19 protein-coding genes and 1 tRNA gene are annotated in these 25,647 nt (G+C 64.1%); 5 read left to right on the forward strand and 15 right to left on the reverse strand.

Translation table 11 applies throughout. The annotated features are described in order from the left end of the window. Positions 1 to 64 precede the first annotated feature (64 nt). On the reverse strand, positions 65 to 1,168 hold the full coding sequence (gene dinB, locus AC0L20_RS09930; protein WP_473288362.1) for a DNA polymerase IV: 1,104 nt from the start codon (positions 1,166 to 1,168) through the stop codon (positions 65 to 67). A 122-nt stretch (positions 1,169 to 1,290) separates the two neighbouring features. Between dinB and AC0L20_RS09935 the strand changes: the two genes are divergently transcribed. Beyond that, positions 1,291 to 1,500, forward strand: a complete 210-nt coding sequence (locus AC0L20_RS09935; protein WP_007598219.1) for a hypothetical protein — start codon at positions 1,291 to 1,293, stop codon at positions 1,498 to 1,500. Positions 1,501 to 1,529: 29 nt separating this feature from the next. Here the strand turns inward: AC0L20_RS09935 and AC0L20_RS09940 are convergent. From AC0L20_RS09940 to AC0L20_RS09985, 10 genes are all read right to left on the reverse strand, one after another. Then, positions 1,530 to 1,606: transfer RNA gene (locus AC0L20_RS09940), tRNA-Arg, on the reverse strand. 74 nt (positions 1,607 to 1,680) lie between these two features. Next, positions 1,681 to 2,736 carry a sensor domain-containing diguanylate cyclase gene (locus AC0L20_RS09945; RefSeq protein WP_473288363.1) on the reverse strand — a complete coding sequence of 352 codons (1,056 nt, stop codon included), beginning with the start codon at positions 2,734 to 2,736 and terminating at the stop codon, positions 1,681 to 1,683. 1 nt (position 2,737) lies between these two features. Then, positions 2,738 to 5,848, reverse strand: coding sequence for a bifunctional diguanylate cyclase/phosphodiesterase (locus AC0L20_RS09950; protein WP_473288364.1), 3,111 nt, complete (start codon positions 5,846 to 5,848; stop codon positions 2,738 to 2,740). Between the two features lie 136 nt (positions 5,849 to 5,984). Continuing rightward, positions 5,985 to 7,070 (reverse strand): branched-chain amino acid ABC transporter permease, encoded by a 1,086-nt coding sequence (locus tag AC0L20_RS09955; protein ID WP_473288365.1) that lies wholly within the window; start codon positions 7,068 to 7,070, stop codon positions 5,985 to 5,987. Further along, positions 7,067 to 8,077 carry a branched-chain amino acid ABC transporter permease gene (locus AC0L20_RS09960; protein WP_473288366.1) on the reverse strand — a complete coding sequence of 337 codons (1,011 nt, stop codon included), beginning with the start codon at positions 8,075 to 8,077 and terminating at the stop codon, positions 7,067 to 7,069. The genes AC0L20_RS09955 and AC0L20_RS09960 overlap by 4 nt, the downstream gene beginning before the upstream one ends. Further along, on the reverse strand, positions 8,074 to 8,796 hold the full coding sequence (locus tag AC0L20_RS09965) for an ABC transporter ATP-binding protein (protein WP_018455863.1): 723 nt from the start codon (positions 8,794 to 8,796) through the stop codon (positions 8,074 to 8,076). The genes AC0L20_RS09960 and AC0L20_RS09965 overlap by 4 nt, the downstream gene beginning before the upstream one ends. Continuing rightward, positions 8,793 to 9,584, reverse strand: coding sequence for an ABC transporter ATP-binding protein (locus AC0L20_RS09970; RefSeq protein WP_473288367.1), 792 nt, complete (start codon positions 9,582 to 9,584; stop codon positions 8,793 to 8,795). Before AC0L20_RS09970 ends, AC0L20_RS09965 begins: the two co-directional genes overlap by 4 nt. Before the next feature lie 169 nt (positions 9,585 to 9,753). Then, positions 9,754 to 10,938 (reverse strand): substrate-binding domain-containing protein, encoded by a 1,185-nt coding sequence (locus AC0L20_RS09975; RefSeq protein ID WP_247404831.1) that lies wholly within the window; start codon positions 10,936 to 10,938, stop codon positions 9,754 to 9,756. A gap of 218 nt (positions 10,939 to 11,156) precedes the next feature. Continuing rightward, positions 11,157 to 12,893 carry a putative bifunctional diguanylate cyclase/phosphodiesterase gene (locus tag AC0L20_RS09980; RefSeq protein WP_473288368.1) on the reverse strand — a complete coding sequence of 579 codons (1,737 nt, stop codon included), beginning with the start codon at positions 12,891 to 12,893 and terminating at the stop codon, positions 11,157 to 11,159. A 208-nt stretch (positions 12,894 to 13,101) separates the two neighbouring features. Beyond that, positions 13,102 to 14,067: a sensor histidine kinase gene (locus AC0L20_RS09985; RefSeq protein WP_027566067.1), complete on the reverse strand. Its 966-nt coding sequence runs from the start codon at positions 14,065 to 14,067 to the stop codon at positions 13,102 to 13,104. Between the two features lie 195 nt (positions 14,068 to 14,262). Between AC0L20_RS09985 and AC0L20_RS09990 the strand changes: the two genes are divergently transcribed. Then, positions 14,263 to 15,102: an SDR family NAD(P)-dependent oxidoreductase gene (locus AC0L20_RS09990; protein WP_473288369.1), complete on the forward strand. Its 840-nt coding sequence runs from the start codon at positions 14,263 to 14,265 to the stop codon at positions 15,100 to 15,102. Positions 15,103 to 15,221: 119 nt separating this feature from the next. Here AC0L20_RS09990 and AC0L20_RS09995 read toward each other — a convergent pair whose 3' ends face one another. Continuing rightward, positions 15,222 to 16,598, reverse strand: coding sequence for a cytochrome P450 (locus AC0L20_RS09995; protein WP_473288370.1), 1,377 nt, complete (start codon positions 16,596 to 16,598; stop codon positions 15,222 to 15,224). 237 nt (positions 16,599 to 16,835) lie between these two features. Then, positions 16,836 to 18,071 carry an LLM class flavin-dependent oxidoreductase gene (locus tag AC0L20_RS10000; protein ID WP_473288371.1) on the reverse strand — a complete coding sequence of 412 codons (1,236 nt, stop codon included), beginning with the start codon at positions 18,069 to 18,071 and terminating at the stop codon, positions 16,836 to 16,838. A gap of 235 nt (positions 18,072 to 18,306) precedes the next feature. Between AC0L20_RS10000 and AC0L20_RS10005 the strand changes: the two genes are divergently transcribed. Both AC0L20_RS10005 and AC0L20_RS10010 read left to right on the forward strand, forming a co-directional pair. Further along, entirely contained in the window at positions 18,307 to 19,719 is a 1,413-nt protein-coding gene (locus tag AC0L20_RS10005; RefSeq protein ID WP_473288372.1) for an MFS transporter, read from the forward strand. A gap of 141 nt (positions 19,720 to 19,860) precedes the next feature. Further along, a complete protein-coding gene (locus AC0L20_RS10010) occupies positions 19,861 to 21,027 on the forward strand; it encodes an extracellular catalytic domain type 1 short-chain-length polyhydroxyalkanoate depolymerase (RefSeq protein WP_473288373.1) in 1,167 nt (388 codons plus the stop codon). Positions 21,028 to 21,145: 118 nt separating this feature from the next. Here the strand turns inward: AC0L20_RS10010 and AC0L20_RS10015 are convergent, their stop codons facing one another. Beyond that, positions 21,146 to 21,826, reverse strand: a complete 681-nt coding sequence (locus AC0L20_RS10015) for an MBL fold metallo-hydrolase (protein WP_473288374.1) — start codon at positions 21,824 to 21,826, stop codon at positions 21,146 to 21,148. A gap of 171 nt (positions 21,827 to 21,997) precedes the next feature. On the opposite strand from AC0L20_RS10015, the gene AC0L20_RS10020 reads away from it, so the two are divergent. Continuing rightward, a complete protein-coding gene (locus tag AC0L20_RS10020; protein ID WP_473288375.1) occupies positions 21,998 to 23,599 on the forward strand; it encodes an alpha-amylase family glycosyl hydrolase in 1,602 nt (533 codons plus the stop codon). Positions 23,600 to 23,752: 153 nt separating this feature from the next. Here AC0L20_RS10020 and AC0L20_RS10025 read toward each other — a convergent pair whose 3' ends face one another. Next, complete coding sequence (locus tag AC0L20_RS10025; protein WP_473288377.1) at positions 23,753 to 25,450, reverse strand: alpha-amylase family protein; 1,698 nt, start codon at positions 25,448 to 25,450, stop codon at positions 23,753 to 23,755. Positions 25,451 to 25,647 lie beyond the last annotated feature (197 nt).

The following is a 25,647-nucleotide window of genomic DNA, read 5'->3' on the forward strand; positions in this document are numbered from 1 at the left end:
AGATTCGCGTGGTGAGCGCGCTCTGTGTGGCTGTCTGCGTCCGCCGAAAGCCCGTCAGTTTGGTTCAGATGCCGAGAGTCAGCTGCGGCGGCTCCGCATCGTCCCCGGCCTGGAGGGAAGACAGCGAGACCCCCAGCAGCCTGACGCTCTTGGGCAGCGGCATCTCGGCTTCGAGCAGGCCGCAGGCCAGCCGCTCGACATCGTCGCGGCCTGCAACCGGCGAAAGAGCGGACCTGCTGCGCGTGATGATCTCGAAGTCGGCAAACTTGATCTTCAAGGTGACGGTGCGGCCACGGCTGCCGGTCGCCTCGCAATGGCGCCACACCTTGTCGACGAGCGGCTTGAGCTCGGCGACCAGCGCGTCGAATTCGGTGAGATCGCTCGAGAACGTGGTCTCCGCGCCGATGGACTTGCGGATCCGGTTGGCCCGGACCGGCCGTTCGTCGACGCCGCGCGAGATCCAGTAGTAATAGGCGCCCGACTTGCCGAAATTGGCATTCATGAACTCCAGCGTCTGACGACGAATATCGAGACCGGTGAACATGCCGAGCGCGTTCATCTTCGCGCCCGTGGCCGGGCCTATCCCATGGAATTTTCCGACGGGCAGGGTCTCGACGAAGGCGGGTCCCATCTCCGGTGAGATCACGAACTGACCGTTGGGCTTGCGATGATCGGAGGCGAGCTTGGCCAGAAACTTGTTGTAGGAGATGCCGGCGGAAGCGTTGAGGCCCGTCTCGGCCTTGATCCTCTCGCGAATCTTGAGCGCAATGTCGCGCGCCAGCGGGATGCCTTGCAGGTTTTCGGTCACGTCGAGATAGGCCTCGTCGAGCGACAACGGCTCGATGATGGGCGTATGCTCCGCGAAGATGTCGCGGATCTGCCTGGAGATTGCCTTGTAGACCTCGAAGCGCGGCTTGACGAAGACCAGATCGGGACATTGCCGCTTCGCCGTCACGGACGGCATGGCGGAGCGAACGCCGAACTCGCGGGCCTCATAGCTTGCGGCCGCGACGACTCCACGTTCCGCGGAGCCTCCGACCGCGACCGGCTTGCCGCGCAGCTCCGGATTGTCGCGCTGTTCCACGGACGCGTAGAAGGCATCCATGTCGATATGGATGATCTTGCGGACGGGCGAGGTCTCGCCGGCCACCATGTCGGATTCGCTCATGGCAAGATGATACAATTGAGGGATTAGAAGCGCGAGGTGATGTGTGATTCACCGAGCAATCTCAGGCTTGTGAGTGGCAAGCACGGGCATGCGATCTAATATGAGGTCGCGGAGGACAGCCCATGCAATACAGCTCCGAACTCATTCGAACGATGCGTCAGGCCCTGGAGGCCGTGATGGCAAGCGTGCCGCCCGATCAGTCGGTCTTCGGCCTGAAAGCGGCCGTCGCCGAATGCATCCTGAAGGCCGCCGCACACGGCCAGACGTCATACGACGGACTGGTCACGTCGGCTTCTGACCAGGTCCAGGCGATCATCTCGATGCTGAATTGAGGGTCGGTCTGAAAAAACGACCAGCGGACTGGCGCACCCGACACGATTCGAACGTGTGACCTTTGCCTTCGGAGGGCAACGCTCTATCCAGCTGAGCTACGGGTGCTAGTCGAGGTTCATTTAGCTGATTGGCGGGGGGCGGGCAACCGCTTCCGCCGTCTTCTGTCAGGCCGATTTGGGCTAGGCTGATTTACGGGTCGCGCGGCCAGGAACCGGCACGCCGTCCCGCCCGAGCTTGGCGAACTCGGCGAGCAGCCGTTCGGAGCACAAGACGCGGTTGCGGCCGAGCCGTTTGGCCGCATAGAGCGCCTGGTCGGCGGCGCCCAGCAGCCGGTCGGGGCTGCCGTCGGTTTCGCCGGGAATGTGGCTGGCGACGCCGACGCTCAGGGTGACGTGGTCGCCGGCCCCGATGGCGCCATGGGCAATCCGCAAGGCCATCACGGCGCAGCGGATCTCGTCCGCGATGACGCAGGCGGCATCGCAATCCATGTCCGGCAGGATCAGCGCGAATTCCTCCCCGCCATAACGGCTGGCGAGATCGAGCGGGCGTACGGCATAGCGGCTGACGACGGACGCGACCGCGCGCAGGCATTCGTCGCCGCTCTGGTGGCCGTGGCGGTCGTTGAACAGCTTGAAATGATCGACGTCGACAAACAGCAGCGCCATCGGCTTCTGCGTCCGCTGGGCGCGGGCCCATTCGCTCATCAGCATCTGGTCGAACGCGCGGCGGTTCGACAGGCCGGTCAGCCCGTCCTTGGTGGCAAGCTCCTTCAGGGCCATCTCGGCGCGCTTCTGGTCGGTGAGGTCGCGCAGCGTCTCCACCACCGCGATCAGATGGCCGGCTTCGTCGTGGATCGGGCCGGCGTCGATGGCGAGATAGAGCTGGCTGCCGAGCTTCGGCATCACGCACCAATTCTCGGCGCTGAAGCCGAGCCCGTTATGGCCGCGCGCGGCATATTCGGAATAGAACTCCGGCAGCTGTTCAGGGCGGTCGAGCGCGACGATGTCGGCGAGGCAAGGGCGCCTGGTCTCGTAGAAGGCCTGCCAGTGCTTGTTGGTACCGATCACCTCGGAGGCGGCGACGCCGGTCAGCCGCTCGCAGGCTCTGTTCCAGATCACGACGCGGCGCTTGGGGTCGATCACGAAGGTCGGCACCACCAGATGCTGCATCAGCCGCACGGCATAGGAATCCGCAACGTCGACCGTCTTGGCTGACGTTTTCCCCGGCTTCGCCATGTCAGGCCACCGCCGCCACCGGCAAGGTATGGTTTGGGCCGAACAGCTGTCGCACTTCGCAGGCCGGCTTCGGTCTGCTGAAAAGATAGCCCTGCATCTCCGTGCAGCCGAGCGCGCGCAGCATCTCGCGCTGCGCCTCGGTCTCGACGCCCTCCGCGACCGTGGTCATGTTGCTGGCGGCGGCGATGTTCACCACCGCCTGCACGATCACGGGCGCGCCGCTCGCCTCGGCGATATCAGCGACGAAGCAGCGGTCGATCTTGATCTTGTCGAACGGGAAGCGCTTCAGATAGCTGAGCGAGGAGTAGCCGGTGCCGAAATCGTCGAGCGCGATGCGCACGCCGATGGCGCGGAGCTGGTGGAGGATCGAGAGCGCCGCCTCGTCGTCGCGGATCAGCACGGCCTCGGTGATCTCGAGTTCGAGCCGGCACGGGGCAAGTCCGGAATCCGCGAGCGCGCCGGCGATCCGCAGCGCCAGCGTCTCGCATTTGAGCTGCACCGGCGAGACGTTGACCGCGACGCGCACATGCGCTGGCCAGGTCGCGGCCTCGTTGCAGGCCATGCGCAGCACCCAGTCGCCGAGCTCGTTGATCAGGCCGGTGTCCTCGGCAATCGGGATGAACTCGGCCGGCGACACCATGCCGCGCTGGGGATGCCGCCAGCGCAGCAGCGCCTCGCAGCCCGTGACCTCGTTGGTGCGCAGGTCGACCAACGGCTGATAGTGGATCTCGAAGCCGCCGTTCACCAGGGCCTGGCGCAAATCCTGCTCCAGGCTCAGGCGCGCCTTGGCGCTCGCATCCATCTCCGGCTCGAAGAAGCGGTGGGTGCGGCGGCCCTCGGCCTTGGCGCCGTACATCGCGAGATCGGCATTCTTGATGAGCTGGTCGAGATCGGTGCCGTCCTGCGGCGCCATCGCGATGCCGATGCTGGCGTCGGTGGAGAGCTGATGACCGAAGCAATGATAGGGCCGGCGGATCGCCTCGAAGATCCGCATCACGAATGACACCACGTCGGCGGATGACTCGATCCCGGTCTGGATCACCGCGAATTCGTCGCCGCCGAGCCGCGCGATCAGGTCGCCCGGTCCGAGGCAGCCGCGGATGCGGGCCGCGATACCCTTCAACAGCTCGTCGCCGACGTGATGACCGAGCGAATCGTTGATGCCCTTGAACTCGTCGACGTCGATATAGAGCAGCGCGAACTGATTTCCGCCGCCGATTTTCTCCAGTTCGCGCTCGATCTGCTCGCGGAACAGCGTCCGGTTGGGCAGATCGGTGAGCGCATCGTAATGCGCCATATGCGCGATCTTCTCGTCGGCGCGCCGCCGTTCGGTGACATCCTCGACGACGTTGATGAGGTAACGCGGCTCGCCGGATTCGTCACGGATTCCGATCCGGGTCGAGGTGATGTAGCGCATCCCCTTGGCCTGGCTCTGCCAGGCATGCTCGTCCTTGAACAATCCCCCGCCCGCCTTCAGCGCCTTGCTGTCGTCGTCCGTGACGATCCTGGCGGATGCATCCGGGTAGATATCGAAGGGAGTCTTGCCGACGATGTTTTCACTCAATTGGCCGAATTGCTCTTCGGCTGTCCGGTTGACCAGCAGATATTGCCGCGTTTGAGCATCCTTCACCGTGATCTGCGACGGGATGTGGTCGATGATCTCGCGCAGGAACATGTAGTTGCGGTCGCGTTCCTGCTCCAGCTTGCGGCGTTCGGTGATGTCTTCGATCGTGGCCACCCATCCGCCCTGCGCGAGCGGAGTGTTGATGACCTGGAAAGCGCGGCCGCTCGGCAAGTGATGGCTTCTGGTGGAGACGGTGCCCTCCGCGACAATCCTCATGACCTCGGCGCAAAATGCCTCGACATCGCCTTCGAACGCGCCGCGCTCCTTGCGGTGATACATCGCCTCGCGGATGTGACAGCCGGGCTTGATGACGTCGTGAGAGAGGCCGAACATGTCGGCGTAGCGGCGGTTGCAGGTGACGATGTAGCCTGCGGCATCGTACAGGATCAGCCCTTGCGACATGTTGTTCAAGGCGGTGTCGAGCCGCCCTCGCTCCGCTTCCAGCCGCTGCTGCGCCTCGCGGTTCTGCCGGTTGATCTGGCGAACGATCAGGAACAGGATCAGCGCAATCACGGTGGCCGAAAGCGCGGCGGTGGTGACCATGAAACCGGTCTGCTGCCGCCAGTCGGCCAGCGCGGCTTTCGTGGTGTTGGTCGCGACGATGACCAGCGGGAAATGCGACAGCGAGGCCCCGGAGCCGAGGCGCTCGTCGCCGTCGATCGGGCCCTTGACGCGCAGGGTGTGCCGGCCACCTTCGGTCAGCATCTTGCGCATCAGCGGCGCGTCCTTGAAGTCCCTGCCGATCAGCTCTTCGACATGCGGGTAGCGCGACAGCATCTTGCCATTGCGGTCGAACAGCGAGATCGCCGTGCCCTCAGCAAGCGCGACGGACGCGAAATAGTTCTGGTAGCTGTCTGGATCAATCCGGCGGACCAGCGCGCCATAGAAGCTGCCGTCCGCGCCGTTCAGCCGGCGCGCGACGACCGTGGTCCATTTTCCGATGATGAAGCTGCGGACCGACTCCAGAATCACTGGTTCGGCCGTCGGATTGGACTTGAACGTCTGAAAGTATCCGCGCGAGGTGATGTTGATCTTGGGCAGCGGCTGGGCCCGCGACCAGTTGATCAGTTCGCCGTCGGCATCGTAGATCGCGATGTCGCCGAGGTAAGACACGGAGCTGATCTTGCTCCGCAGCATCTGGTTCGTCGCGGGTCCGGACATGCGCTCGCGGAACATCGCGGCCGAACTGATCTCCGGCAGATTCATCTGCCCGATCACGTCGGCGGCGACGACGTCGGAATCTTCGAATTGCTGATCGAAATGCCGCGCGATCAGCTGCACGGTGTTCTCGAGCTCGCGCTCGCGGTTGGCCAGGGTACGTTCACGAAATTCGCCGACGGCCATCGCGGTCACCGCGAAAATCCCGGCGACCAGCAACACGCCGCACAAGGTGAGCCACAGCACCGGTCCGCGCCGAATCGCTGCCTCCCAGCCGTGCTTCGCGGCTAGGAACATTCCGGCTGCAATCCTTGCAAAGACCTGGCGCATTCCCCCTCCCTGAAGGGACAGGGATACACCACACAAATGGCGTAAAGCTTAGGAAAGCCAGTTACCTGAGCGTTAATCTCGTTGCGTGATCGCAGTCGTGTCCAGCGAGCCGCTGCGCTGCATCATGAATCGCGCGTTAATGCGATCCGCCCGCGCTCTTGTCGCCGCCGAGATTGCGCAGCCGCCCGACCACGCCGGTCGGAAAGAAGTAGACACTGGCGATGAAGAGCAGCCCGAGCCACAGCAGCCAGCGGTCCGGATGCAACAGTCCCGGCAGCAGCGGCAGGCCGGCTTCCGACGCCGCCTTGGAGGCGACGCCCATCAGCGCCTGCAGATAGTTCTGCGCGAGGATGAAGATGGTGGCGCCGATGATCGCGCCGTAGATCGTGCCCATGCCGCCGATCACGACCATCAGGAGAATGTCCAGCATGATCGAGAAGCTGAGCGAGGTATCGGGGCCGGCATAGCGCAGCCATAATGCATTGAGAATGCCGGCGCCGGCGGCCACCAGTGCGGCGATGCAGTTGGCGTAGCTCAGGTGGAAGACGGTGCGGAAGCCGAGCGCCTCGGCGCGGAAGCGGTTCTCGCGGATCGCCTGCAGCACGCGCCCGAACGGCGAGTTCACCACCCGCAGCAAAGCGAGGATCATCAGGGCCGAGACGGCGAACACCAGATAGTAGGTCAGGATGCGGCCGTTGATCTCGAATCCCAGCACGTTCCTGGAGATCAGCACCGTGCCGGGCCTGAGCAGCTCGGGCAGCTGAAAGCTGCGCCCATCTTCGCCGCCGGTCAGCCAGGACAGCTGCGAGGCCAGCACCTGGAAGGCGGATGCAACCGCGAGCGTGATCATGGCAAAGAAGATCGCGGCGACCCGCAGCGAGAACAGTCCGATCGCAAGCGCAAGCAGCGCGGCAAGCGGCAGGCCGATCACGATGCCGGTTGCAACCGCACCCCAATTCGGGCCCAGCCCGTACAGCGCGATCGCGATCGCGTAACTGCCGATCCCGTAGAACATGGTGTGAGCGAACGACACCGAGCCGGTATAGCCGAGCAGGAGGTCGTAGGAGGCGACCAGCGCGGCGAAGACGCAGATCTTGGCCGCGACGTTCAGCGCCTTCGCCCCGGGGAACAGGAACGGCGTCGCCACCAGCGCCAGGATGATGAGGACGAGAACGAGCGTGAGCACGCGGCTGCGCGGCGGATCGCCTGACAGGATCATCATCGGCTGGTCACCGCATAAAGGCCGCGCGGCCGCCACATCAGAATGGCGACCATCAGCAGGATATTGGAGACGAGGGCGAGCTTCGGCACCAGGAAGCCACCGTAATTGGCAATCATCGCCACCAGGATCGCGCCGATGAAGCAGCCGCCGATCGAGCCGAGACCGCCGATGATGACGACGATGAAGATCAGGACGGTGAGGTCGTCGCTCATGGAGGCGTGAACCTGCTCGCGATACAGCGCCCACATCACGCCGCCGAGGCCGGCCAGCGCCGATCCCGTCATGAACACGCCGAGGAACAGGCGGCGGATGCGATAGCCGAGCGCCTCGACCATCTCGCGGTTCTCGACGCCGGCGCGGATCAGAAGCCCGAGCTTGGTCCGGTTGAGCACGAGCTGGATCGCGATGAAGACGGCAAGGCCAATCAGCGTCGCCAGCACGCGGTATTTCGCAATCGCAACGTCGCCGAGGATGAAGGAGCCGCGCAACGACGTCGGCAGCGGCGTCGGGATGATCTGCGGCCCCCACACCGCATACAGCGTCTGTTCCGCAACAATGAGGCCGCCCGTCGTCATCAGGATCTGCTTCAGATGCTGGCCGTACACGGGCAGGATCAGCACCCGCTCGACGATCAGGCCGAGCGCGCCGGAGACCGCCATCGACAGCAATGCCGCCGGCGCCAGCACCGCGAGGTTGATCCACAGCGAATCCGCCTGGAGGGAAGCGGCGAACGGCGCCAGCACCAGGGTCGCGACATAGGCCCCGACCGCGATGAAGGCGCCATGGCCGAAATTGAGCACATCCATCAGGCCGAACACGAGCGTGAGTCCGGAGGCCATGATGAAGATCATCATGCCCATCGCGAGGCTCGCGGCCGTCAGCGTCAGCCAGGTGCTGGGCGAGCCGATCAGCGGGATCATCAGCAGGGCGACCGCGAACGGCAGCAGGATCGGCGCGATGTCGCGCTTCGGCTTCGGCAGCGGATCGGTTGCGGCGAGCTCGGTCATTGATGCGTCTCCAGGCTCAGCCCGAGCAGCCGCTCCTGCAGCGGCACGTCGGAGGCCAAGGCCGCCATCTCGCCGCGATGGACGATGGTGCCGTTGTCCATCACCAGCACGTTGTCGCCGAGCTCGCGGGCGGCAAAGAAATTCTGCTCGACCATCAGGATGGTGGCGCCCTTGCGCTTGATCTCCTTCAGGCACTCGATCAGCGCCATCACGATCGCGGGCGCCAACCCCTTGGTCGGCTCGTCGATCAGCAAGAGCTTGCGCGGTTCGATAATGGCGCGGGCAATCGACAACATCTGCTTCTGCCCGCCCGAGAGACTTCCCGCGCGCGATAGCCAGAACCGGCGCAGCGCCGGGAAGAAGCCAAAAATCCAGTCGAGCTGGGCGTCGTCGAGCGGCCCGTCGCGCGCCGCCAGCACTAGGTTCTCCTTCACCGTGAGGTCGGAAAACACCGCCATGCTCTCCGGCACGTAGCCGACGCCGAGCCGCGCGATGTCGGGCGTGGCACGGCTCTCGATGCGCTCGCCGGCGAGGCTGATCTCGCCGGAGGAGGCCTGCCAGAGGCCCATGATGGTGCGCAACGTCGTGGTCTTGCCGGCGCCGTTGCGGCCCAGCAGCATCGTGGTCTGCCCCTGCGCGACAGCGAGATCGATGCCCTGGAGGATGTGATAGCGGCCGATATGGGTGTGCACCCCGGAGAGCCTCAACAGATCGGTCATGCTGCGCCCCCTGCAACTTTATTCCCTTCAGATGTCTTGGGCGCGACGCCGAGATAGGCTTCCTGCACGATTGGTGACGCGATCACCTCGGCAGGCGGACCGTCCGCAACAAGCTGCCCGTTATGCAGCACGATGATGCGGTCGGCGAGCGATCGCACCACGTCCATCTTGTGCTCGACCAGCAGAATGATCCTGCTCTTGTCCTGCTTGAGCTGCGCGATCAGGTTCAGCACGACCGGCACCTCGTCGATGCTCATGCCCGCGGTCGGCTCGTCGAACATGAACACCTTTGGCTCGAGCGCCATCATCAGCGCGACCTCGAGCTTGCGCTGATCGCCGTGCGACAGTGCGGTCGCGGCGACGCCGCGGCGGCCGCTGAGCGCGACCTGATCCAGGATAGCATCGGCGCGGGCGATCAGATCGCGGCGGACCATCCAGGGCCGCAGCATGTCGTAGTGAGTGCCGTCGGCGGCCTGCACGGCAAGGCGGACGTTTTCCTCCACCGACAGATTCGGAAAGAGGTTGGTGAGCTGGAACGCGCGTCCCAGGCCCGCGCGCGTCCGCATCGGCGCGGAATGCTGGGTGATGTCGGTGCCATCGAACAGGATGCTGCCGCTCGATGCGCGGAGCTGGCCGGAGATCAGGTTGAAATAAGTCGTCTTGCCGGCGCCGTTCGGGCCGACGATCGCGGTGAGCTCGCCCGGGCGGAAGCTGCAGGTGACGCTGTTGACCGCGACATGGCCGCCGAAGCGGATGGTGAGGTCGCGGGTTTCGAGAGAGAGCGTCATGAGAGGTTTCGATCGGGTTTGCTTGGAAGTGTATCCGCGATCACGGTGGGCTCCCTCTCCCGCCTGCGGGAGAGGGGTGGGGAGAGGGTGCCTCCTCAGGCGAGAACCCCAAGAGGATAAAGCCCTCTCCCGGCCTCCCCCGCAAGCGGGGGAGGTGAAGGAAGAAAGATCAGCGCTTGTTCTTGATCGGAACGTCCATGTCCTCGATCTTCAGCTCGCGCACCGGCTCGAGCACGGCCCAGGCGACATTCGGATCGACCTTGACCTTGAAGTGATACATGCTCTGGAGCGCCTGATGGTCTTCCTTGCGGAACATCATCTTGCCCTTCGGCGTGTCGAACTCCAGGCCTTCCATGGCGGTGATCAGCTTCTCGGTGTCGGTCGACTTCGCCTTGGTGACGGCGGCGACGACGGACATCGCGGCGGCGAAACCGCCCGCGGTGAAGAAGTCCGGCGGCGCGTTGAAGCGCTTCTGGTGCTCGGCGACGAACCAGTCATTCACAGGGTTCTTCGGGATCGCGTAGAAATAATAGGTCGCGCCTTCCATGCCGGGCAGGCCCTTATAGGCGGCGAGCGCCGGCAGGATGTTGCCGCCGGTGGACAGCTCGATGCCGTAGCGCTTCGGATCCATGTCCTGGAGTTTTGCCAGCGGATTGCCGGCGCCGGCCCAGATCACCCAGATCACCTTGCGGCCCGGCTTGTCCTTCAGCGCGTCGAACAGGCGCTGGCCGACCGCGGTGAAGTCGGTGGTCGAAGTCGGGGCATATTCTTCGGCGGCGAGCGTCGCGCCGGTCTTGCCGAGCGCCTCCTTGAAGGCGGCGACGCCGTCGCGGCCGAAGGCGTAGTCCTGCGCCAGCGTCGCGACGGTGACGCCCTGCTTGCCGATCGCGACCGCGTTCGAGATCGCGTCCTGCGACGAGTTGCGCGCGGTGCGGAAGATGTAGCGATTCCACTTCTCGCCGGTAATCTGATCCGCGACCGCGGGCTCGACGATCAGGATCTTCTTGTTCTCCTCGGCGACGGGCAGGATCGCGAGTGCCGCGGCCGACGAGGTCGTGCCGATCGCGATGTCGGCCTTGTCGTCCTGATAGGCTTCCGCGAGCGCGGCCTTGGAGAGATCCGGCTTGCCCTGGTCGTCCTTGGTGATGACGACGATCTTGCGCCCGTCGAGCGTCATGGTGCCCTTGGTGGCGTATTCAAAACCCATCTGCAGGCCCGTCTCGGTCTGCTTGGCATAGGCTTCGAGCGGACCGGTTTTGCCGTAGATCAGCGCGACCTTGAGATCGTCGGCCTGTGCGGAGGTGCCCGCGGCGAGGGCGAGGATGGTGGTTGCTAAGATGAGCGATCGACGCACGGTGGTCCCTCCTGATGAATTCTTTGACCCTAGCGATTTGCATAACCGTGCGGACATTGCAATTCCACCTTCCGGCGGACCACGCGACGGGCATGTGTGACATTGTCCCGGCCCGGCCGCGCCGGATCGCTTCTGCCGAGGAAATCGGCAGATGCAATTGTCGACCTCACCCGTGGAACGGGTTGCTCAGGCTTTGCAAAGTAATGAACGGCGAGGGGTTACCGCCGATATCCGTTCGCGCGGGAATAGCCCTGCCGGTTCTGTTGCGTCGAGCGGTTTGTGACGCTGGCGCGTGCTTCGCTGGAGATCGGCGTTGCGAGCTTCAGCTCCTCCAGGAAGATCGGCCGGGAGAAATAATAGCCCTGCGCGTACCGGATCTTGGTCGCAGCCTGGAGGTAGGCGAGCTCCTCGTAGGATTCGATGCCTTCGGCGATCACGGTCATGCCGAGCGCTTCGCTCAGGGATTCGATCGCGCGCAGGATGCCCTGGTTGCGCGGGCGCTTATGGATATCGGTGATGAAGGAGCGGTCGATCTTGATCTCGTCCGCGGTGATGTCGGCCAGCGCCGAGAGCGACGAATAGCCGGTGCCGAAATCGTCGATCGAGATGGCGACGCCAAGCTTGCGGAACATCGGCAGGATCTCGGCCTGGAAATGATTCTTGGCGACGAAGGCGTCTTCCGTCACCTCGATCATGAAGCGCTGCGGAAAGCCGGTGTCGTCGAGCGCCTGGGCGAAGCTGCGCATGAATTCGGGGTTGCCGGCCTGCTTGGCCGCGACGTTGATGCTGATGGTCGCTTCCGCACCGAACGTCTCGTTGATCAGGTCGATCGACTTGACGATCTCGGCGAGCACGAGATGGGTCAGCTCGTCGATCAGCCCGAGTTCGGTGGCAAGATTGATGAACGAGCCGGGCGCCTGGATCACGCCCTCATCGTCGCGCAGCCGCACCAGCGCCTCGATGCCCTTCACCTCCTGCGTGCGGATGTCGACCTTGGACTGGAAGGCGCAGCAGAAGCGCTTCTCCAGGATGGCCTGCCGCAACGACTGCTCGATCTTCATCCGCGCCAGCGCCTCGCGCTCCATGCTGGAATCGAAGAAGGCCGCCGATCCCTTGCCGTCATTCTTGATGCGGTACATCGCGATGTCGGCGTTCTGACGCAGTGTCTCGAAGCTGCTTCCGTGATCGGGATAAAGGCTGATGCCGACGGAGGTCGAGGCGAACACTTCCGAATTGTCGATGAAGAACGGTGCGGTCAGCCGCTCCAGCGTCGACTGCATGAATTCGGCGACTTCCTCCTGGCTCTGGATCGGTGACAGCAGCAGCAGGAATTCGTCGCCGGAGATGCGCGACAGCATGTCCGACTCGCGCAAGCCGCGTCCAAGCCGCTTCGACAGCTCGACCAGCAGGGCATCGCCCACCGCGTGGCCGTAATAGTCGTTGATGTGCTTGAAATTGTCGACGTCGAGAAAGGCGAGCGCAAAGCGCTCGCCGGCGCGACCCTGCGCGAGCAGGCTGGTGGCGCGATGTTCGATCACGCGCCGCGAGGGCAGGCCGGTCAGCTCGTCGAAATAGGCCGAGCGGAACAGCTGGTCCTCGAAATTCTTCTGCTCGGTGATGTCGGAGGAGGCCGAGATCAGCAGCTCGCGTCCGTCGAAGCGGACCGGACGGTGGGTGGTCAGCAGCACCTGGCGTGCGGCTCCGTCGTGGAGCGCTTCCTCGGCGACGACCGCACGGCCGGAGCTCAGAGCCTGCCGGCAGGCTTCCTGGCGGGGCGCGAGATCGCGCGAGGGGCGGCTGCCGTCCATGCCGAGCTGGGCGGCCGCGACATCGTTGACCAGGAGAAGTTCGCCTTGCGCGTCCTGCACGGTCAGGCCGGCAGGCAGCATTCTAACGATTTCCTTGAGAAATCCGAGTTCGGCTTCGCCCGCGCCGGAATATTTGTTGTCGTTCATAGAAGTCATGAATCTTGTTGTTTCAGCGCGCCTTTGCAATGGCCGCGATCTTGCGCAGTTCCCTCTTAAGTTTGGTTAAGGGGTCCGGAGAATTACGGTGGTGTTTTGCGGCGATGCGACGCGCGCAGCCCATCGTCATTAACAGGGCGTCAACGCGTCCGGCGAAACCGCGAACGAAGCGCCCGAACGGCTTTCGTTTTCGCCGTGTCTAACCGTCCTTGGGGATACGGCATTGCATGGTGCAATGGAGTCCGGTCCTGAGATAGGAGACCTCCGTCTTGCCGTCGAAGGCCGACAGCGCCGACTTCAACAGCTTGGTGCCGAAACCCGGCTCGGAGACCTTGTCGACGCTCGGGCCCTCGGTTTCATCCCAGGTCACGGTCAGGCGGTCGTCGCTGACGGTCCATGACACCTGCAACAACCCGCGTGGCGCGGAGAACGCGCCATATTTGCCTGCGTTGGTGGCGAGCTCGTGAAACATCAGGGACAGTGTGACCGCAAGCTTCGGCGGCAGGAACAGCCGGTCGCCGTTGAGCGTGAAGCGGACATGGCCGTAAGGGCCGAGCTCGGAGATCAGGAGGTCGCGAATGTCGCAGCCGGCCTTGTCGATCCGCGAGATCAAATCGTCGGTCGCGGCAAGCGACCGCAGCCGCGGATCGATCCGGGCCCAGATTTGCGGCTGATCATGCAACACTTGATGCAGCACCGCATGCACCGTCGACAGCTTGTTCTTCAGCCGGTGCTGGAGCTCGTCGACCAGCAGCTTGCGATAGTCTTCCTCCTCGATCAGGCGTCTGGAAATCCGGCGCTGCTCGACGAGGAGCGAGCGATAATGCTCGACGCCCCATATGGTGAGGGCGCTGACCGCCCAATAGAGCGCCAGCAGGGCGAATCGCGCGTTATCGGCAAGAGCATCGCCAAAATTCACGACGACGCCAAGCACGCCGCCCACTAGCGCCGTGATGATGCCGATGCGGAAGCCGCCGAACGCGGCCGCAAAGAATACGGCCGGGAAATAAGGCGTGAAATAGACGTCGGGCCGCACATGGGCGAGAGCCCAGCGCGCCAGCGTCGCAACCAGCAGGCAGGCGACCGCAAACGCAAGGCTCAAGCCGAGCGATGGCGGTGCCACGCCCTGCCAGCCCTTGCGGAATTCGTCGATCAGCTTCCCCATGCGCGATCCGGTGGCGATACGCGTTCGACAATCGAGCGGTCGCCAGGAATGTTACGCATGTCGCCGGCCCCAAGCAAAGCTTGCCTTGTCGGAAGCCGGCAGGAATAGTGCCTGCTGCGGCGCCAACCGTCGCGGCGCCGTCGTCGATCGGTGTCCGCCATTTGGCATCAAGGGGTTCGAAAACAGGGACATTCCATGGGCAGGTTGGATGGCAAGGTCGCGGTGATCACGGGCGCGACGAGCGGGATCGGGTTGCGGACTGCAGAAGTCTTCGTTGCCGAAGGTGCCAAAATTGTGATCGCGGGCCGGCGCATACCGGAAGGCGAGGCGCTGGCGAAGCAGCTCGGGGCGAATTGCGTCTTCCGCCAGACGGATGTGACGGTCGAAGCGCAGATGCAGGCGCTGATCGCGCTTGCGGTGGACAAATTCGGCCGCATCGACTGCCTGTTCAACAATGCCGGCGGCCCGGCGCAGACCGGCGGCATCGAAGGCCTCGAGGTCGAGCGTTTCGACGCGGCGATGGCGACCTTGGTGCGCAGCGTCATGCTCGGCATGAAGCACGCCGCTCCCCAAATGAAGAAGCAGGGCTTTGGCAGCATCATCAACAATGGCAGCATCGCCGGCCGTCTCGCCGGCTTCTCGTCGTCGATGGTCTATGGTGCGGCCAAGGCGGCGGTGATCCACCTCACCAAATGCGTAGCGATGGAGCTCGGCGAATCCAACGTCCGCGTCAACTCGATCTCGCCCGGCGCGATCGCGACCGGCATTTTCGGCAAGGCGCTCGGGCTTTCGACCGACGCGGCGGAGAAGACGCCGGCGGTGATGCGCGAGGTCTACAAGACCGCGCAGCCGATCCCGCGCGCCGGCCTGCCCGATGACATCGCCCACGCAGCGGTGTTCCTGGCCAGCGACGAATCCAGCTTCATCAACGGCCATGACCTCGTCATCGACGGCGCGATGACCGGCGGCCGCAACTGGAACCAGCAGCAGCAGGGCTACGTGGCGCTGCGCAAGGCGTTCGATCAGGGGGCGTAGGCGCCACGGGCGACGAAGCTGTAGGGTGGGTTAGCGAAGCGTAACCCACCACTTTTGTCACTGCTGACACCAAAGAGGTGGGTTACGCCTTCGGCTAACCCACCCTACGAGAGCGATGCTCACACCGCCTTCACCCGCACCCGCAAGCCGTCGCGCGGTTTCGGGATCGGCCACATCTGCCAGTCCGGCTTGTAGCCCGGCTCCAGCGACACCTCGATGTTCTGCAAGAAGTGCCGCGCGAAGCACTTGGCCTGCATGTAGGCGAAGTGCAGGCCGAGGCACATATGCGCGCCGCCGCCGAACGGAACCCAGGCGAAGCGGTGGCGGTTGCGCTGGGCCTCCTCGGTGAAGCGCAGCGGATCGAAGCGCTCCGGCTCCGGCCAGATGTCCTTCATGTGGTGCGTATAGAGCGGATTGACGCCGATCGCGGTGCCGGCCGGAATCGAAAAACCCTTGAAAGTGAAATCGCGCATGGCGCGGCGCGGCATCGAGGGCACCGGCGGCTTGATCCGCAGTGCTTCCTTGAACGCCATCTCCGACAGCGGCATCCTTTCGAGATCGTCGAAGCTGCTCGGCGCATCGGGGGCGAGCCCCAGCGCCATGACTTCCGCGCGAAGCTTGTCCTGCCAGTCGGGATTTGCCGCGAGCTCGCCGATGAACGAGGTCAGCGACGAGGTCAGCGTGTCGTGCGCCGCCATCATCAGAAAGCTCATGTGGTCGATGATGTCCTGTTCCGACAGCAGCGCGCCGTCCTCGTGGGTTGCGCGGCAGAGCTGAGAGAAGAGGTCATCGCCGCCGTGATTGCCGCGTCGCAGCGGAATCTGCTCGCGGAAATAAGTGACGATGCGCTTGCGTCCCCTCACGCCGGCCGCCATCTGCGTGCCGGGCAGCGGTCGGCGGATCGGGGCGACGGCGGCGGCGACCATGTCGACGAAGGCGCGGTTGATCTCGTCGACCTCCGGCCCGATATCGGCGCCGAGAAAGGACGCGGCGGCGAGATCGAGCGTGAGCTGCTTCATCGCCGGATAAAGCTGCATCTCGCCCGGCTTTGCCTTCCACTGCGCGACGCGGGCGGCGATGCCGCGGTCGAGATCGCCCAGATACGATTTCATCGGTCCGGACTTGAATGCGACCGACAGCGCCTTGCGGTGCAGCCGGTGCTCCTCGAAATCCAGCAGCATCAATCCGCGCGGAAACAACAGGCCGAGCACCTTGTTCCAGCCATGGGTCGAGGAGAACAGCTTTTGCTGGTCGAACAGCACGAGTTCGTTGGCCTCGGGGCCAAGCAGCACGACATTGGTCTCGCCGAAGAAATGCGTGCGATAGACCAGGCCGTATTTGGAGCCGTTCGCCTCGATATGCCCCTTGGGGTCGGCGAGCACCTGAAAGGTCTTGCCGATGATCGGCCAGCCTTCGTCGCCGGGGATATGTGTCAGCTCGTTGCGCTTGGGCGGAGTGAAGCCGAGCGCAGGCGCGGCCACATTCTGCATCGACATGACGATTGCTCCGGTTGGCTGAACCCAACATAACACAATCCGGGTGCGCTGATGCGGCGGTGCTTTGCTGCGGCCATCCTTCGAGACGCCCGCCTTTGGCGGGCCCTCAGGATGAGGACAGAGTGTGCGGCAGCAGTTTCAACGGACTCCGGTGCCGCTTAGCCTCATCCTGAGGAGACCGCGGAGCGGTCGTCTCGAAGGACGAGGCGTTCGCCGAGGTCCGGGCGGGCCCCCAACCTATCGCTTCGCCGCTTCCTTCTGCAAATCCGGTGCATTGACGGCCGGAATCGCAACGCGGCCCGCGCCGGTCACCTTCAGCGCCTCGGCGGCCTTCTCGTTTTCCATGATCTTGGCCATCACGGCTTGGCCCGCACGCTCGAAGATCGCGCGGTTCTCGATCACGAATTTTTGCGACTTGCGCAAGCCGTCGATGTAGCCGTTGATTTCGGGCACCACGTAGCGCGCGACCATGTCCCAGCTCCGGCGCGTGTTCTCCGGATTGGCCCAGTCGTGCACGAAGCCGATGACGGCGCCGATTCCGCCGGACACCTGCATCACGTTCTTGATCATCTTGACGAGATCGTCGGGCGTGCCGATGACGGAGGCCGCGCCGTCGACGAAAGCGGTCTTGTCCACGGCCTCGTCGGGTGAGGCGAACGCGGTCAGGCCCGGCCGTTGCAGCGTGCCGACATTATATTCGTTGTGCCAGCGCATCAGCCCGGCGCCGGCCTCGCGGCGCGCCTGCTCGCGGGTCTCGGCGATGTGCCAGGTCAGCAGCACGCGCCAGTTCGCGCGATCGACTTTGGTGCCGTGCTTTTTCGCCGCGTCCTCGGCGAACTGCCATTGCTGCTGCAGCGACATCAGCCCCTGCGTCGTCATCGAACCCAGCGAGATGATGCCGATGCCGTATTTGCCGGCGAGCGTCATGCCCGAGGGCGAGATCTGCGAGGCCACCACGAACGGCATCTCCTCCTGCAACGGCAGGAGCTGCAGCGCGGCGTCGTTCATGGTGAACCAGTCGCTCTTCGCGGTGACGCGCTCGCCATTGAAGAGACGGCGGATCACCCCGATCGCCTCGTCCTGGCGGTCGCGCTGCGTCATCGGATCGATGCCGAGCGTATGCGCGTCGGAGGCGAGCGCGCCGGGACCGGAGCCGAAGATGGCGCGGCCGCCGGTCATGTGGTCGAGCTGCACCATGCGCTGCGCGACGTTGTAGGGATGGTGATAGGGCAGCGACACCACGCCCGTGCCGAGCTTGATGCGCTTGGTGCGCTCGCCGGCCGCAGCCAGGAACATTTCCGGCGAGGCGATCATCTCCCAGCCGGAGGAATGATGCTCGCCGCACCAGAACTCGTCATAGCCGAGGCTATCCAACTGCTCGACCAGGTCGAGATCGCGCCGGAACTGGAGCATCGGATGCTCCCCGATCGGATGATGCGGGGCAAGGAAGGCTCCGAACTTCAGGCGCGCCATGGCGTTCTCTCCAACTTACATTTTTTGTTTGTTTGTGGCGCGAAGCTACGTGCTGAAGGCAGCGAACGCAATCGCGCGATGTCCCGCACGGCGGAATGCAGCCATGCGTGTGTCGTCTCCCTCTCCCGGGCACGTGGAGAAAGGCGGAGCGCGCGGGGATCCTACCTTCGAGGTAATCGCGGCGCCGCATGGGGTCTGAGATCATCGGCAACGACATCCGAAGGGTCGCGCGCCGATGCATCAAACCGTCACAAAGCCTCTCGATACGTCGCGTCGCTGGTGGGTGCTGGCGATCGTGGTCGCCGCCCAGTTCATGTTCGGTGTCGATGCCTTCGTGGTCAATGTCGCCATTCCGACCATCGCGGTCGAGTTGAAGGCGTCGCCGGCCCAGATCGAATCCGTCATCGCGATCTACCTGATCGCCTATGCCACGCTGGTCGTCACCGGCGGCCGGCTTGGCGACATTCACGGCACCAGGAACGTGTTCCTGGCTGGCCTACTCGGCTTCACCCTGACGTCGCTGTGGTGCGGACTGGCGCAATCCGGTGCGGAATTGATCGTCGCGCGGTTGACGCAGGGTGCTTCCGCCGCGCTGATGGTGCCGCAGGTGCTGGCGACGCTGCATCTCCTGTTCACCGACGAACAGCGCAACCGCGCGTTCGCCATCTACGGCATCGTGCTGGGACTCGCGGGTGCCGCGGGCTTTCTGCTCGGCGGTCTCCTGGTCACGGTCGATCTCGCCGGCACCGGCTGGCGCTCGGTGTTCTTCGTCAATGTGCCGTGCGGTCTCGTCATCGCGGTGGCGGCCTGGCGCATCATGCCCTCGGTGCCGCACCGCGCCGGCACGCGGCTCGATATCGCGGGCAGCATCGTTCTGTTCGCCGGATTGTTGTGCATGATCGGTCCGCTGTTGCTCGGTCACGATGTCGGCTGGGCGCCGTGGCTGTGGCTGGTGATGGCGATCGGCGCCGCGATTCTCCTGGCGTTCCCGAAGCTGGAGCATGCGGTCGCACGCGCCGGCGGCATGCCGCTGATCGATCTCTCGCTGCTGGCGGACGCCGCTTTCCTGCGCGGCCTCGGCGCGGCGTTCTTTTTCTTCTCTGCCAATCTCTCGTTCTATCTGGTCATGACGCTGTTCATGCAGCGAGGGCTGAAAATCCCGCCGCTCGCGGCCGGCATGGCCTTCATTCCGCTCGCGCTCGCTTTCGTCGTGGCCTCGCGCCATAGCGGCGCACGGGCGCGCCATCGCGGCACCGGGGTCCTGATCGAAGGCTGCGCGCTTCAGATCGCGGGTCTCGCGGCGCTTGCGCTTGTCGCGTTCTCTGTCGATGCGCCGTCCGCGCTCCTGGTCGCGCTCACCATGATCGTGTTCGGCTACGGTCAGGGGCTGGTGATGGCACCGCTGTCCGGCGCGGTGCTCTCGACGGTGAAGCCTGTGGCCGCAGGTTCTGCCTCCGGCGTTTACGGCACCACGGCGCAGATTGGAAATGCGGCCGGAGTGGCCGCAATAGGCGCCGTGTTTTTTGCCGCCGAAGCGGTGCAATCAGCGCGCGCAGGATTTCTCGTCTCGCTCGCGCTGTTTGTGACATTAATCATGATCTGCGCCGCATTCCTGGCGTGGATGCGCCGTGCATCTGCACGAAGTTGAGGCATTGCGGTTAATACGTGCGGATTTCTGCAGGTTTCCCTGCGATTTAGCGCATCATCGACAGCACACGGTCTTTTTATTTTGCGCTGCAGCAACTATTTGGTTTGGGTGGACGTTGAACGTCGCCTGCCAGGAGTTGCCGTGTCGTTAACCAGAAATGTCGACCTCTTGAGACGTCTGCCAAAGCTGGACGGATTGCGCTTCCCCGACTTTGGCCGGAGCGCCGATGCCTCCAGTCCGTTGCAAGAGGTTACGGGCTTCGGCGACAATCCCGGCAATCTGCGCCTGTTCGCGTTCGTGCCGCCGCAACTGCAGAAGCCGCGTGCGCTCGTCGTCGTGCTGCACGGCTGCGGCCAGACGGCGGCAGGCTACGACCTCGGCGCCGGATGGTCGACGCTCGCCGAGCATTACGGCTTCGCGCTGTTGATGCCCGAGCAGCAGCGCGTCAACAACAGCAACACCTGCTTCAACTGGTTCAATCCGGAAGACACGGCACGGGACAGCGGCGAGGCGTGCTCGATTCGCGAGATGATCGCGCACATGATCGAGACGCATCGCGTCGATCCCAAGCGCATCTTCATCACCGGCCTGTCGGCCGGCGGCGGCATGACGTCGGTGATGCTCGCGACCTATCCCGAAGTCTTCGCGGCCGGCGCGGTCATTGCGGGACTTCCCTACGGCATCGCGACCAATCTGCGCGAGGCGCTCGACGGCATGTTTCATTCCCCGGAGCGGCCGGCGCGCGAACTTGGCGATCTGGTGCGGCGGGCCTCGGATCACCGCGGGCCCTGGCCCAGGATCTCGGTGTGGCACGGCAGCGCCGATCGCACCGTCAATCCCGGCAATGCCAACGAGATCGTCAAGCAATGGCTCGACCTGCACGATCTGCCTGAGGCGCCGATGGCCGAAACCAACGTCGACGGCTATCCGCGCCAGGCCTGGTGGAACAAGGACGGCGAGACCCTCGTCGAGTCCTACGCCATCACCGACATGGCCCACGGGACGCCGCTCGGCCTGGCCGACAACGACCAGCGCTATGGCGTGGAAGGCGCGTTCCTGATCGAGGCCGGCATCTCCTCGTCCTATCACATCGCCAAATTCTTCGGCCTCACCGGCTGGATTCCCGACGCGGCGAAGAAGGCCGAGCCAAAGCCGCCGCCGGCCCGCTCGTCCGCGCCGCATCTGGCCCGCTCGATCCGCGCCGCGGTCGCCGAAGGGACGGCCGAGCCGAAGCGCGAGGACGCCCGCGGCTTCGATCTCGGCCAGATCATCACGCGCGCGCTCACGGCCGCGGGATTGATGAAATAGGTCAAGCCGTCGCGTCGATAAGGCAGGAGTTTTGTGCCCGTCGTCGCTGCGATCCGCGACTGGGATGACCGCAACCTGAGCCAGCCCGCAGCGTTCGCAGACGCCGCGGAATAGGCGCTCACATCTCGCCGGTGACGAACGGGTTGGTCATCCGCTCCTGGCCGATGCTCGAGCCGGCGCCGTGGCCGCAGATGAAGCCGACATCGTCGCCGAGCGGCAGCAGCTTGGTCTTGATCGAGTCGATCAGGGTCGCATGACTGCCGCCGGGCAGATCGGTGCGTCCGACCGAGCCCGCGAACAGGACGTCGCCGACATGGGCGAAACGCAAGTCCTTGTTGAAGAACACCACGCTGCCGGGCGAGTGACCGGGGCAATGATAGATCTCGAAGTGGAGATCGCCGATCGCCACGCTGTCGCCTTCGTCGAGCCAGCGGTCCGGCTCGAAATTGCGCACCCCGCTCATGCCGAAGCGCGCGCCGCTCTCGACCACGTTGTCGAGCAGGAATTTGTCCGCGACATGCGGGCCCTCGATCGGTACCTTCAGCGCCTCGCGCAGTTCAGCCGCGCCGCCGACATGGTCGATATGGCCGTGAGTGAGCCAGATCTTCTCCACGGTGACACCGGTCTGTTTGATGGCGTCCAGGATCTTCGGCACGTCGCCGCCGGGATCGATCACCACGGCCTTCTTGGAGGGCTCGTCCCAGATGATGGTGCAATTCTGCTCGAACAGCGTCACGGGGACGATGATCGCGCCCGCCTTCGCACCTGCCTCGGCTTGTGTCTCGTTTTGCTCGGTCATGGCGCCACAATGCCGATTTTTGCCATGCCGCCAAGCAAAAGATTTGTCCCGGGGCTCGGGAACAGCGGCGGACATCGTCACACGGCCGTCCCAATTCGCCTGCTGTTTTGAACCGGGGCGCTCCTTCCGCGTTCTCCCGCGCGACAAGCAGTTTTTGGATGGATTTCCCGCATGGCTCAGGGCGGCAGCACTTGGTGGCGCGACGGCATCTTCTATCAGGTCTATCCGCGCTCCTTTCAGGATTCAAACGGCGATGGTGTCGGCGATCTCGCCGGCATTTTGCAGCGGCTGCCTTATGTGAAATCGCTCGGCGTTGATGCGATCTGGCTGTCGCCGATCTTCCCCTCGCCAATGGCCGATTTCGGCTACGACATTTCCGATTACACCGGGATCGAGCCGCTGTTCGGCACGATGGCGGATTTCGATGCGCTTCTTGCCGCCGCGCATGACAATGGCCTCAAGCTGATCCTCGACCTCGTGCCGAACCACACCTCGGACCAGCACCCCTGGTTCGTCGAGAGCCGCTCCTCGCGCGACAATCCCAAACGCGATTGGTACATCTGGCGCGACCCGGCCGAGGGTGGCGGCGTGCCGAACAATTGGCTGTCCGAGTTCGGCGGCAGCGCGTGGCAGTTCGACGAGGCGACCGGTCAGTACTACTATCACGCCTTCCTCGCCCAGCAGCCGGATCTCAACTGGCGCAATCCCGATGTCCGCGCGGCGATCTATGACGTGATGCGGTTCTGGCTGGAGAAGGGCGTCGACGGCTTTCGCGTCGACGTGATCTGGCACCTGATCAAGGACGCCGAGTTCCGCGACAACCCGCAAAATCCGCATTATGTCGAGGGCCGGCCGCCCAACGAAACGATCCTCACGCAATATTCAACCGACCAGCCGGAGGTGCACGACGTCATCGCCGAGATGCGCCGCGTCACGGATGCCTATGCTGCCCGCGTCCTGATCGGCGAGATCTATCTGCCGCTGCATCGCCTGATGGCCTATTACGGCAACGACCTCACTGGCGCGCAGATGCCGTTCAATTTCGCGCTGCTCTCGACCTTCTGGAGCGCGCGCTCGATCGAGAAGATCGTCGAGGATTACGAGAAGGCGCTGCCGAAGGGCGCCTGGCCGAACTGGGTGCTCGGCAATCATGACCGTCCACGCGTCGCAAGCCGTGTCGGGCCGGAGCAGGCCCGAATCGCCGCCATGCTGCTGCTGACGCTGCGTGGCACGCCGACGCTCTATTACGGCGACGAGATCGGTATGCATCAGCTCGCGATCGCTCCCGAGTTCGTGCGCGATCCCTTCGAGAAGAATGTGCCTGGCATCGGAGTCGGCCGTGACGGCTGCCGTACGCCGATGCAGTGGGATTCCTCCAACTTCGCCGGTTTCTCGGATGTCAGGCCATGGCTGCCGCTGCCGGAGGATCACATCCGCAACAACGTCGTCGATCTCGAGGCCGATTCACGTTCGATCCTGACGCTCTACAAGCGCCTGATCGCGTTGCGGCAGGGGTCTCCGCCGCTGGTCGCGGGTGATTATCATCCGATCGCGGCGCAAGGCGATCTGCTGGTCTACCGCCGCGAGGCCGAGGGCAGGGCGGTGATCGTGGTGCTCAATCTCGGCCCTGAGCCGATCCCGGTCACCACCAGCGCGATCAAGTTCGGCAGCGAGATTCTGCTGTCGACGTTCCTGGATCGAGAGGGGGAGCGGCTCGAAGGCGTGCTGGATTTGCGCGGCAATGAGGGGGTGATCGTTACTCCGCCATCTTAGCCGTCGTCCTGGACAAGCGAAGCGCAGATCCAGGACCCATTACCCCAGGGAGTAGTTTGGCGAAGATCGTGGTTATCACTTCGTACGACAATGAACCATTGGGGTAATGGGTCCTGGCTTTCGCCAGGACGACAACGGAGTGTGTGGTCGCACCTACCCCGGATGCTTGTTCCCCCGCACCGTCTTGTCGATGTCACTCCGCTTCAACAGATAATCCAATCCGCCGACGCGATACCAGCGATAACCGTAAGGCTCCAGCACGACCCGGTGCTGGCCGCGCTTGTCGGCGTGGCTGTGGTCCTCCGCGAGCAGATTGATCAGGTGCGCGCCGGCCTCGCCCGGTAGCCCCACCGAGAACGCGATCTCGCGCGGCTTCTCGTCGAGATTGTGCACGAACAGCACGGAATTGTTGCGCCAGTCGTAGCGCATGATGAACACGGCGGGATCGCGCGTCGCGATGATCGAAAAATCGCCCCAGCCGATCTCCGGCACCTCCTTGCGCATGCGGACGATGCGCTCGGTCCAATTCAGCATCGAGTTGGGATCGCGCCGCTGCTTGGCGACGTTGACGTGCGGATAGCCGTACGGTCCTTCGTCGATGACGGGCAAAGCCGGCTTGTCGCTGGTGGTGAAGCCGCCATGCGGCTCCGTCGACCATTGCATCGGCGTGCGCGCGCAATTGCGCTCGGGGAGCGAAAGATCATCGCCCATCGCGATCTCGTCGCCATAGCGGATGACCGGCGTTCCCGGCAGTGTGCACATCAGGCTGTAGGCGAGCTCGAGCCGCCGGCGGTCGCCACCCAGCATCGGTGCCAGGCGACGGCGAATGCCGCGGTCGTAGAGCTGCATGTCCTTGTCAGGACCGAAGCTTTTGAACACGGTGTCGCGCTGCGCCTTCGTCAATCGGCCGAGATCGAGCTCGTCATGATTGCGCAGGAACAAGCCCCATTGCGCCGAGGCCGGCCGCGGCTTGGTCGCCTTCAGCGCTTTCCCCAGCGGGCGGGAATCGGACGAGGCCAGCGCATAGAACAGATGCTGGTTGACCTGGAAATTGAACATCATATGCATGCGGTCGGCATCGCGGCCGAAATATTCCATGTCCGTCTTTGGCAGCACGTTGGCCTCGGCGAGGATGATGGCATCGCCCTGCCGCCATTGCAGGAATTCACGAAACGTCCGCAGCATGTCGTACTGCTCGGCCGGCTTTTTCACCTTGGCGCCTTTGGTCGCGATGACGAAAGGCACGGCATCCATGCGAAAGCCCGAGACGCCGAGTTGGATCCAGAAGCCCATGATCTTGAGGATCTCGGCCTGCACGTTCGGGTTCGAGGTGTTGAGATCCGGCTGGAAATCGTAGAAGCGGTGGAAGTACCAGGCGCCGGCTTCCTTGTCGCGTGTCCAGGTCGATTTCTGAACGCCGGGAAACACCATGCCCTGATTGGCGTTGGCCGGCTTCTTGTCGGACCAGACATACCAGTCGCGGTAGGGCGAATTCCTGTCGCTCCGCGCCGCCTTGAACCAGGGATGCTGGTCGGAGGTGTGGTTGACCACGAGATCGATGATAACGCGAATGCCGCGCTGCTTGCAGCCATGGGTGAACTCGACGAAATCGCCGAGCGTGCCGTAGCGGGCATCGACACTGTAATAATCCGCGACATCGTAGCCGTCGTCGCGGCCGGGCGAGGTCTGGAACGGCATCAGCCAGATCGTGGTGATGCCGAGGCCGTGCAGATAATCGAGCCGGCGCAACAGGCCCTTGAAATCGCCGATGCCATCGCCGTTGGCGTCCATATAGGTGCCGACGGACAGGCAATAGATGATGGCGTTCTTGTACCAGAGATCGTCAATCATGCGCGCGCAGCCTCGGTGGTCCCGCCGAGGTGCGGCGGCTGCGTGATAAGTGTTTTGGGAAGGTCAGGTTCCCACCTATAGAGTCGTCCCGGCCTAGTGCGCAATTGCGCACGGGGGGCCGGGACCCATACCGCGTGATCTATCGATTGGGGTTGGTAGAAGTACCGAACCACGAATCTTTGCCAAACGCCGCCCTG

The sequence above is a fragment of the Bradyrhizobium sp. Kon58 genome (genome assembly GCF_055807455.1).

Bases quoted from the DNA above. Each gene is read 5' to 3' on its own strand.
- dinB (WP_473288362.1), bottom strand. From the start codon at position 1,168: ATGAGCGAATCCGACATGGTGGCCGGCGAGACCTCGCCCGTCCGCAAG.
- AC0L20_RS09935 (WP_007598219.1), top strand. From the start codon at position 1,291: ATGCAATACAGCTCCGAACTCATTCGAACGATGCGTCAGGCCCTGGAG.
- AC0L20_RS09945 (WP_473288363.1), bottom strand. From the start codon at position 2,736: ATGGCGAAGCCGGGGAAAACGTCAGCCAAGACGGTCGACGTTGCGGAT.
- AC0L20_RS09950 (WP_473288364.1), bottom strand. From the start codon at position 5,848: ATGCGCCAGGTCTTTGCAAGGATTGCAGCCGGAATGTTCCTAGCCGCG.
- AC0L20_RS09955 (WP_473288365.1), bottom strand. From the start codon at position 7,070: ATGATGATCCTGTCAGGCGATCCGCCGCGCAGCCGCGTGCTCACGCTC.
- AC0L20_RS09960 (WP_473288366.1), bottom strand. From the start codon at position 8,077: ATGACCGAGCTCGCCGCAACCGATCCGCTGCCGAAGCCGAAGCGCGAC.
- AC0L20_RS09965 (WP_018455863.1), bottom strand. From the start codon at position 8,796: ATGACCGATCTGTTGAGGCTCTCCGGGGTGCACACCCATATCGGCCGC.
- AC0L20_RS09970 (WP_473288367.1), bottom strand. From the start codon at position 9,584: ATGACGCTCTCTCTCGAAACCCGCGACCTCACCATCCGCTTCGGCGGC.
- AC0L20_RS09980 (WP_473288368.1), bottom strand. From the start codon at position 12,893: ATGAACGACAACAAATATTCCGGCGCGGGCGAAGCCGAACTCGGATTT.
- AC0L20_RS09985 (WP_027566067.1), bottom strand. From the start codon at position 14,067: ATGGGGAAGCTGATCGACGAATTCCGCAAGGGCTGGCAGGGCGTGGCA.
- AC0L20_RS09990 (WP_473288369.1), top strand. From the start codon at position 14,263: ATGGGCAGGTTGGATGGCAAGGTCGCGGTGATCACGGGCGCGACGAGC.
- AC0L20_RS09995 (WP_473288370.1), bottom strand. From the start codon at position 16,598: ATGTCGATGCAGAATGTGGCCGCGCCTGCGCTCGGCTTCACTCCGCCC.
- AC0L20_RS10000 (WP_473288371.1), bottom strand. From the start codon at position 18,071: ATGGCGCGCCTGAAGTTCGGAGCCTTCCTTGCCCCGCATCATCCGATC.
- AC0L20_RS10005 (WP_473288372.1), top strand. From the start codon at position 18,307: ATGCATCAAACCGTCACAAAGCCTCTCGATACGTCGCGTCGCTGGTGG.
- AC0L20_RS10015 (WP_473288374.1), bottom strand. From the start codon at position 21,826: ATGACCGAGCAAAACGAGACACAAGCCGAGGCAGGTGCGAAGGCGGGC.
- AC0L20_RS10020 (WP_473288375.1), top strand. From the start codon at position 21,998: ATGGCTCAGGGCGGCAGCACTTGGTGGCGCGACGGCATCTTCTATCAG.
- AC0L20_RS10025 (WP_473288377.1), bottom strand. From the start codon at position 25,450: ATGATTGACGATCTCTGGTACAAGAACGCCATCATCTATTGCCTGTCC.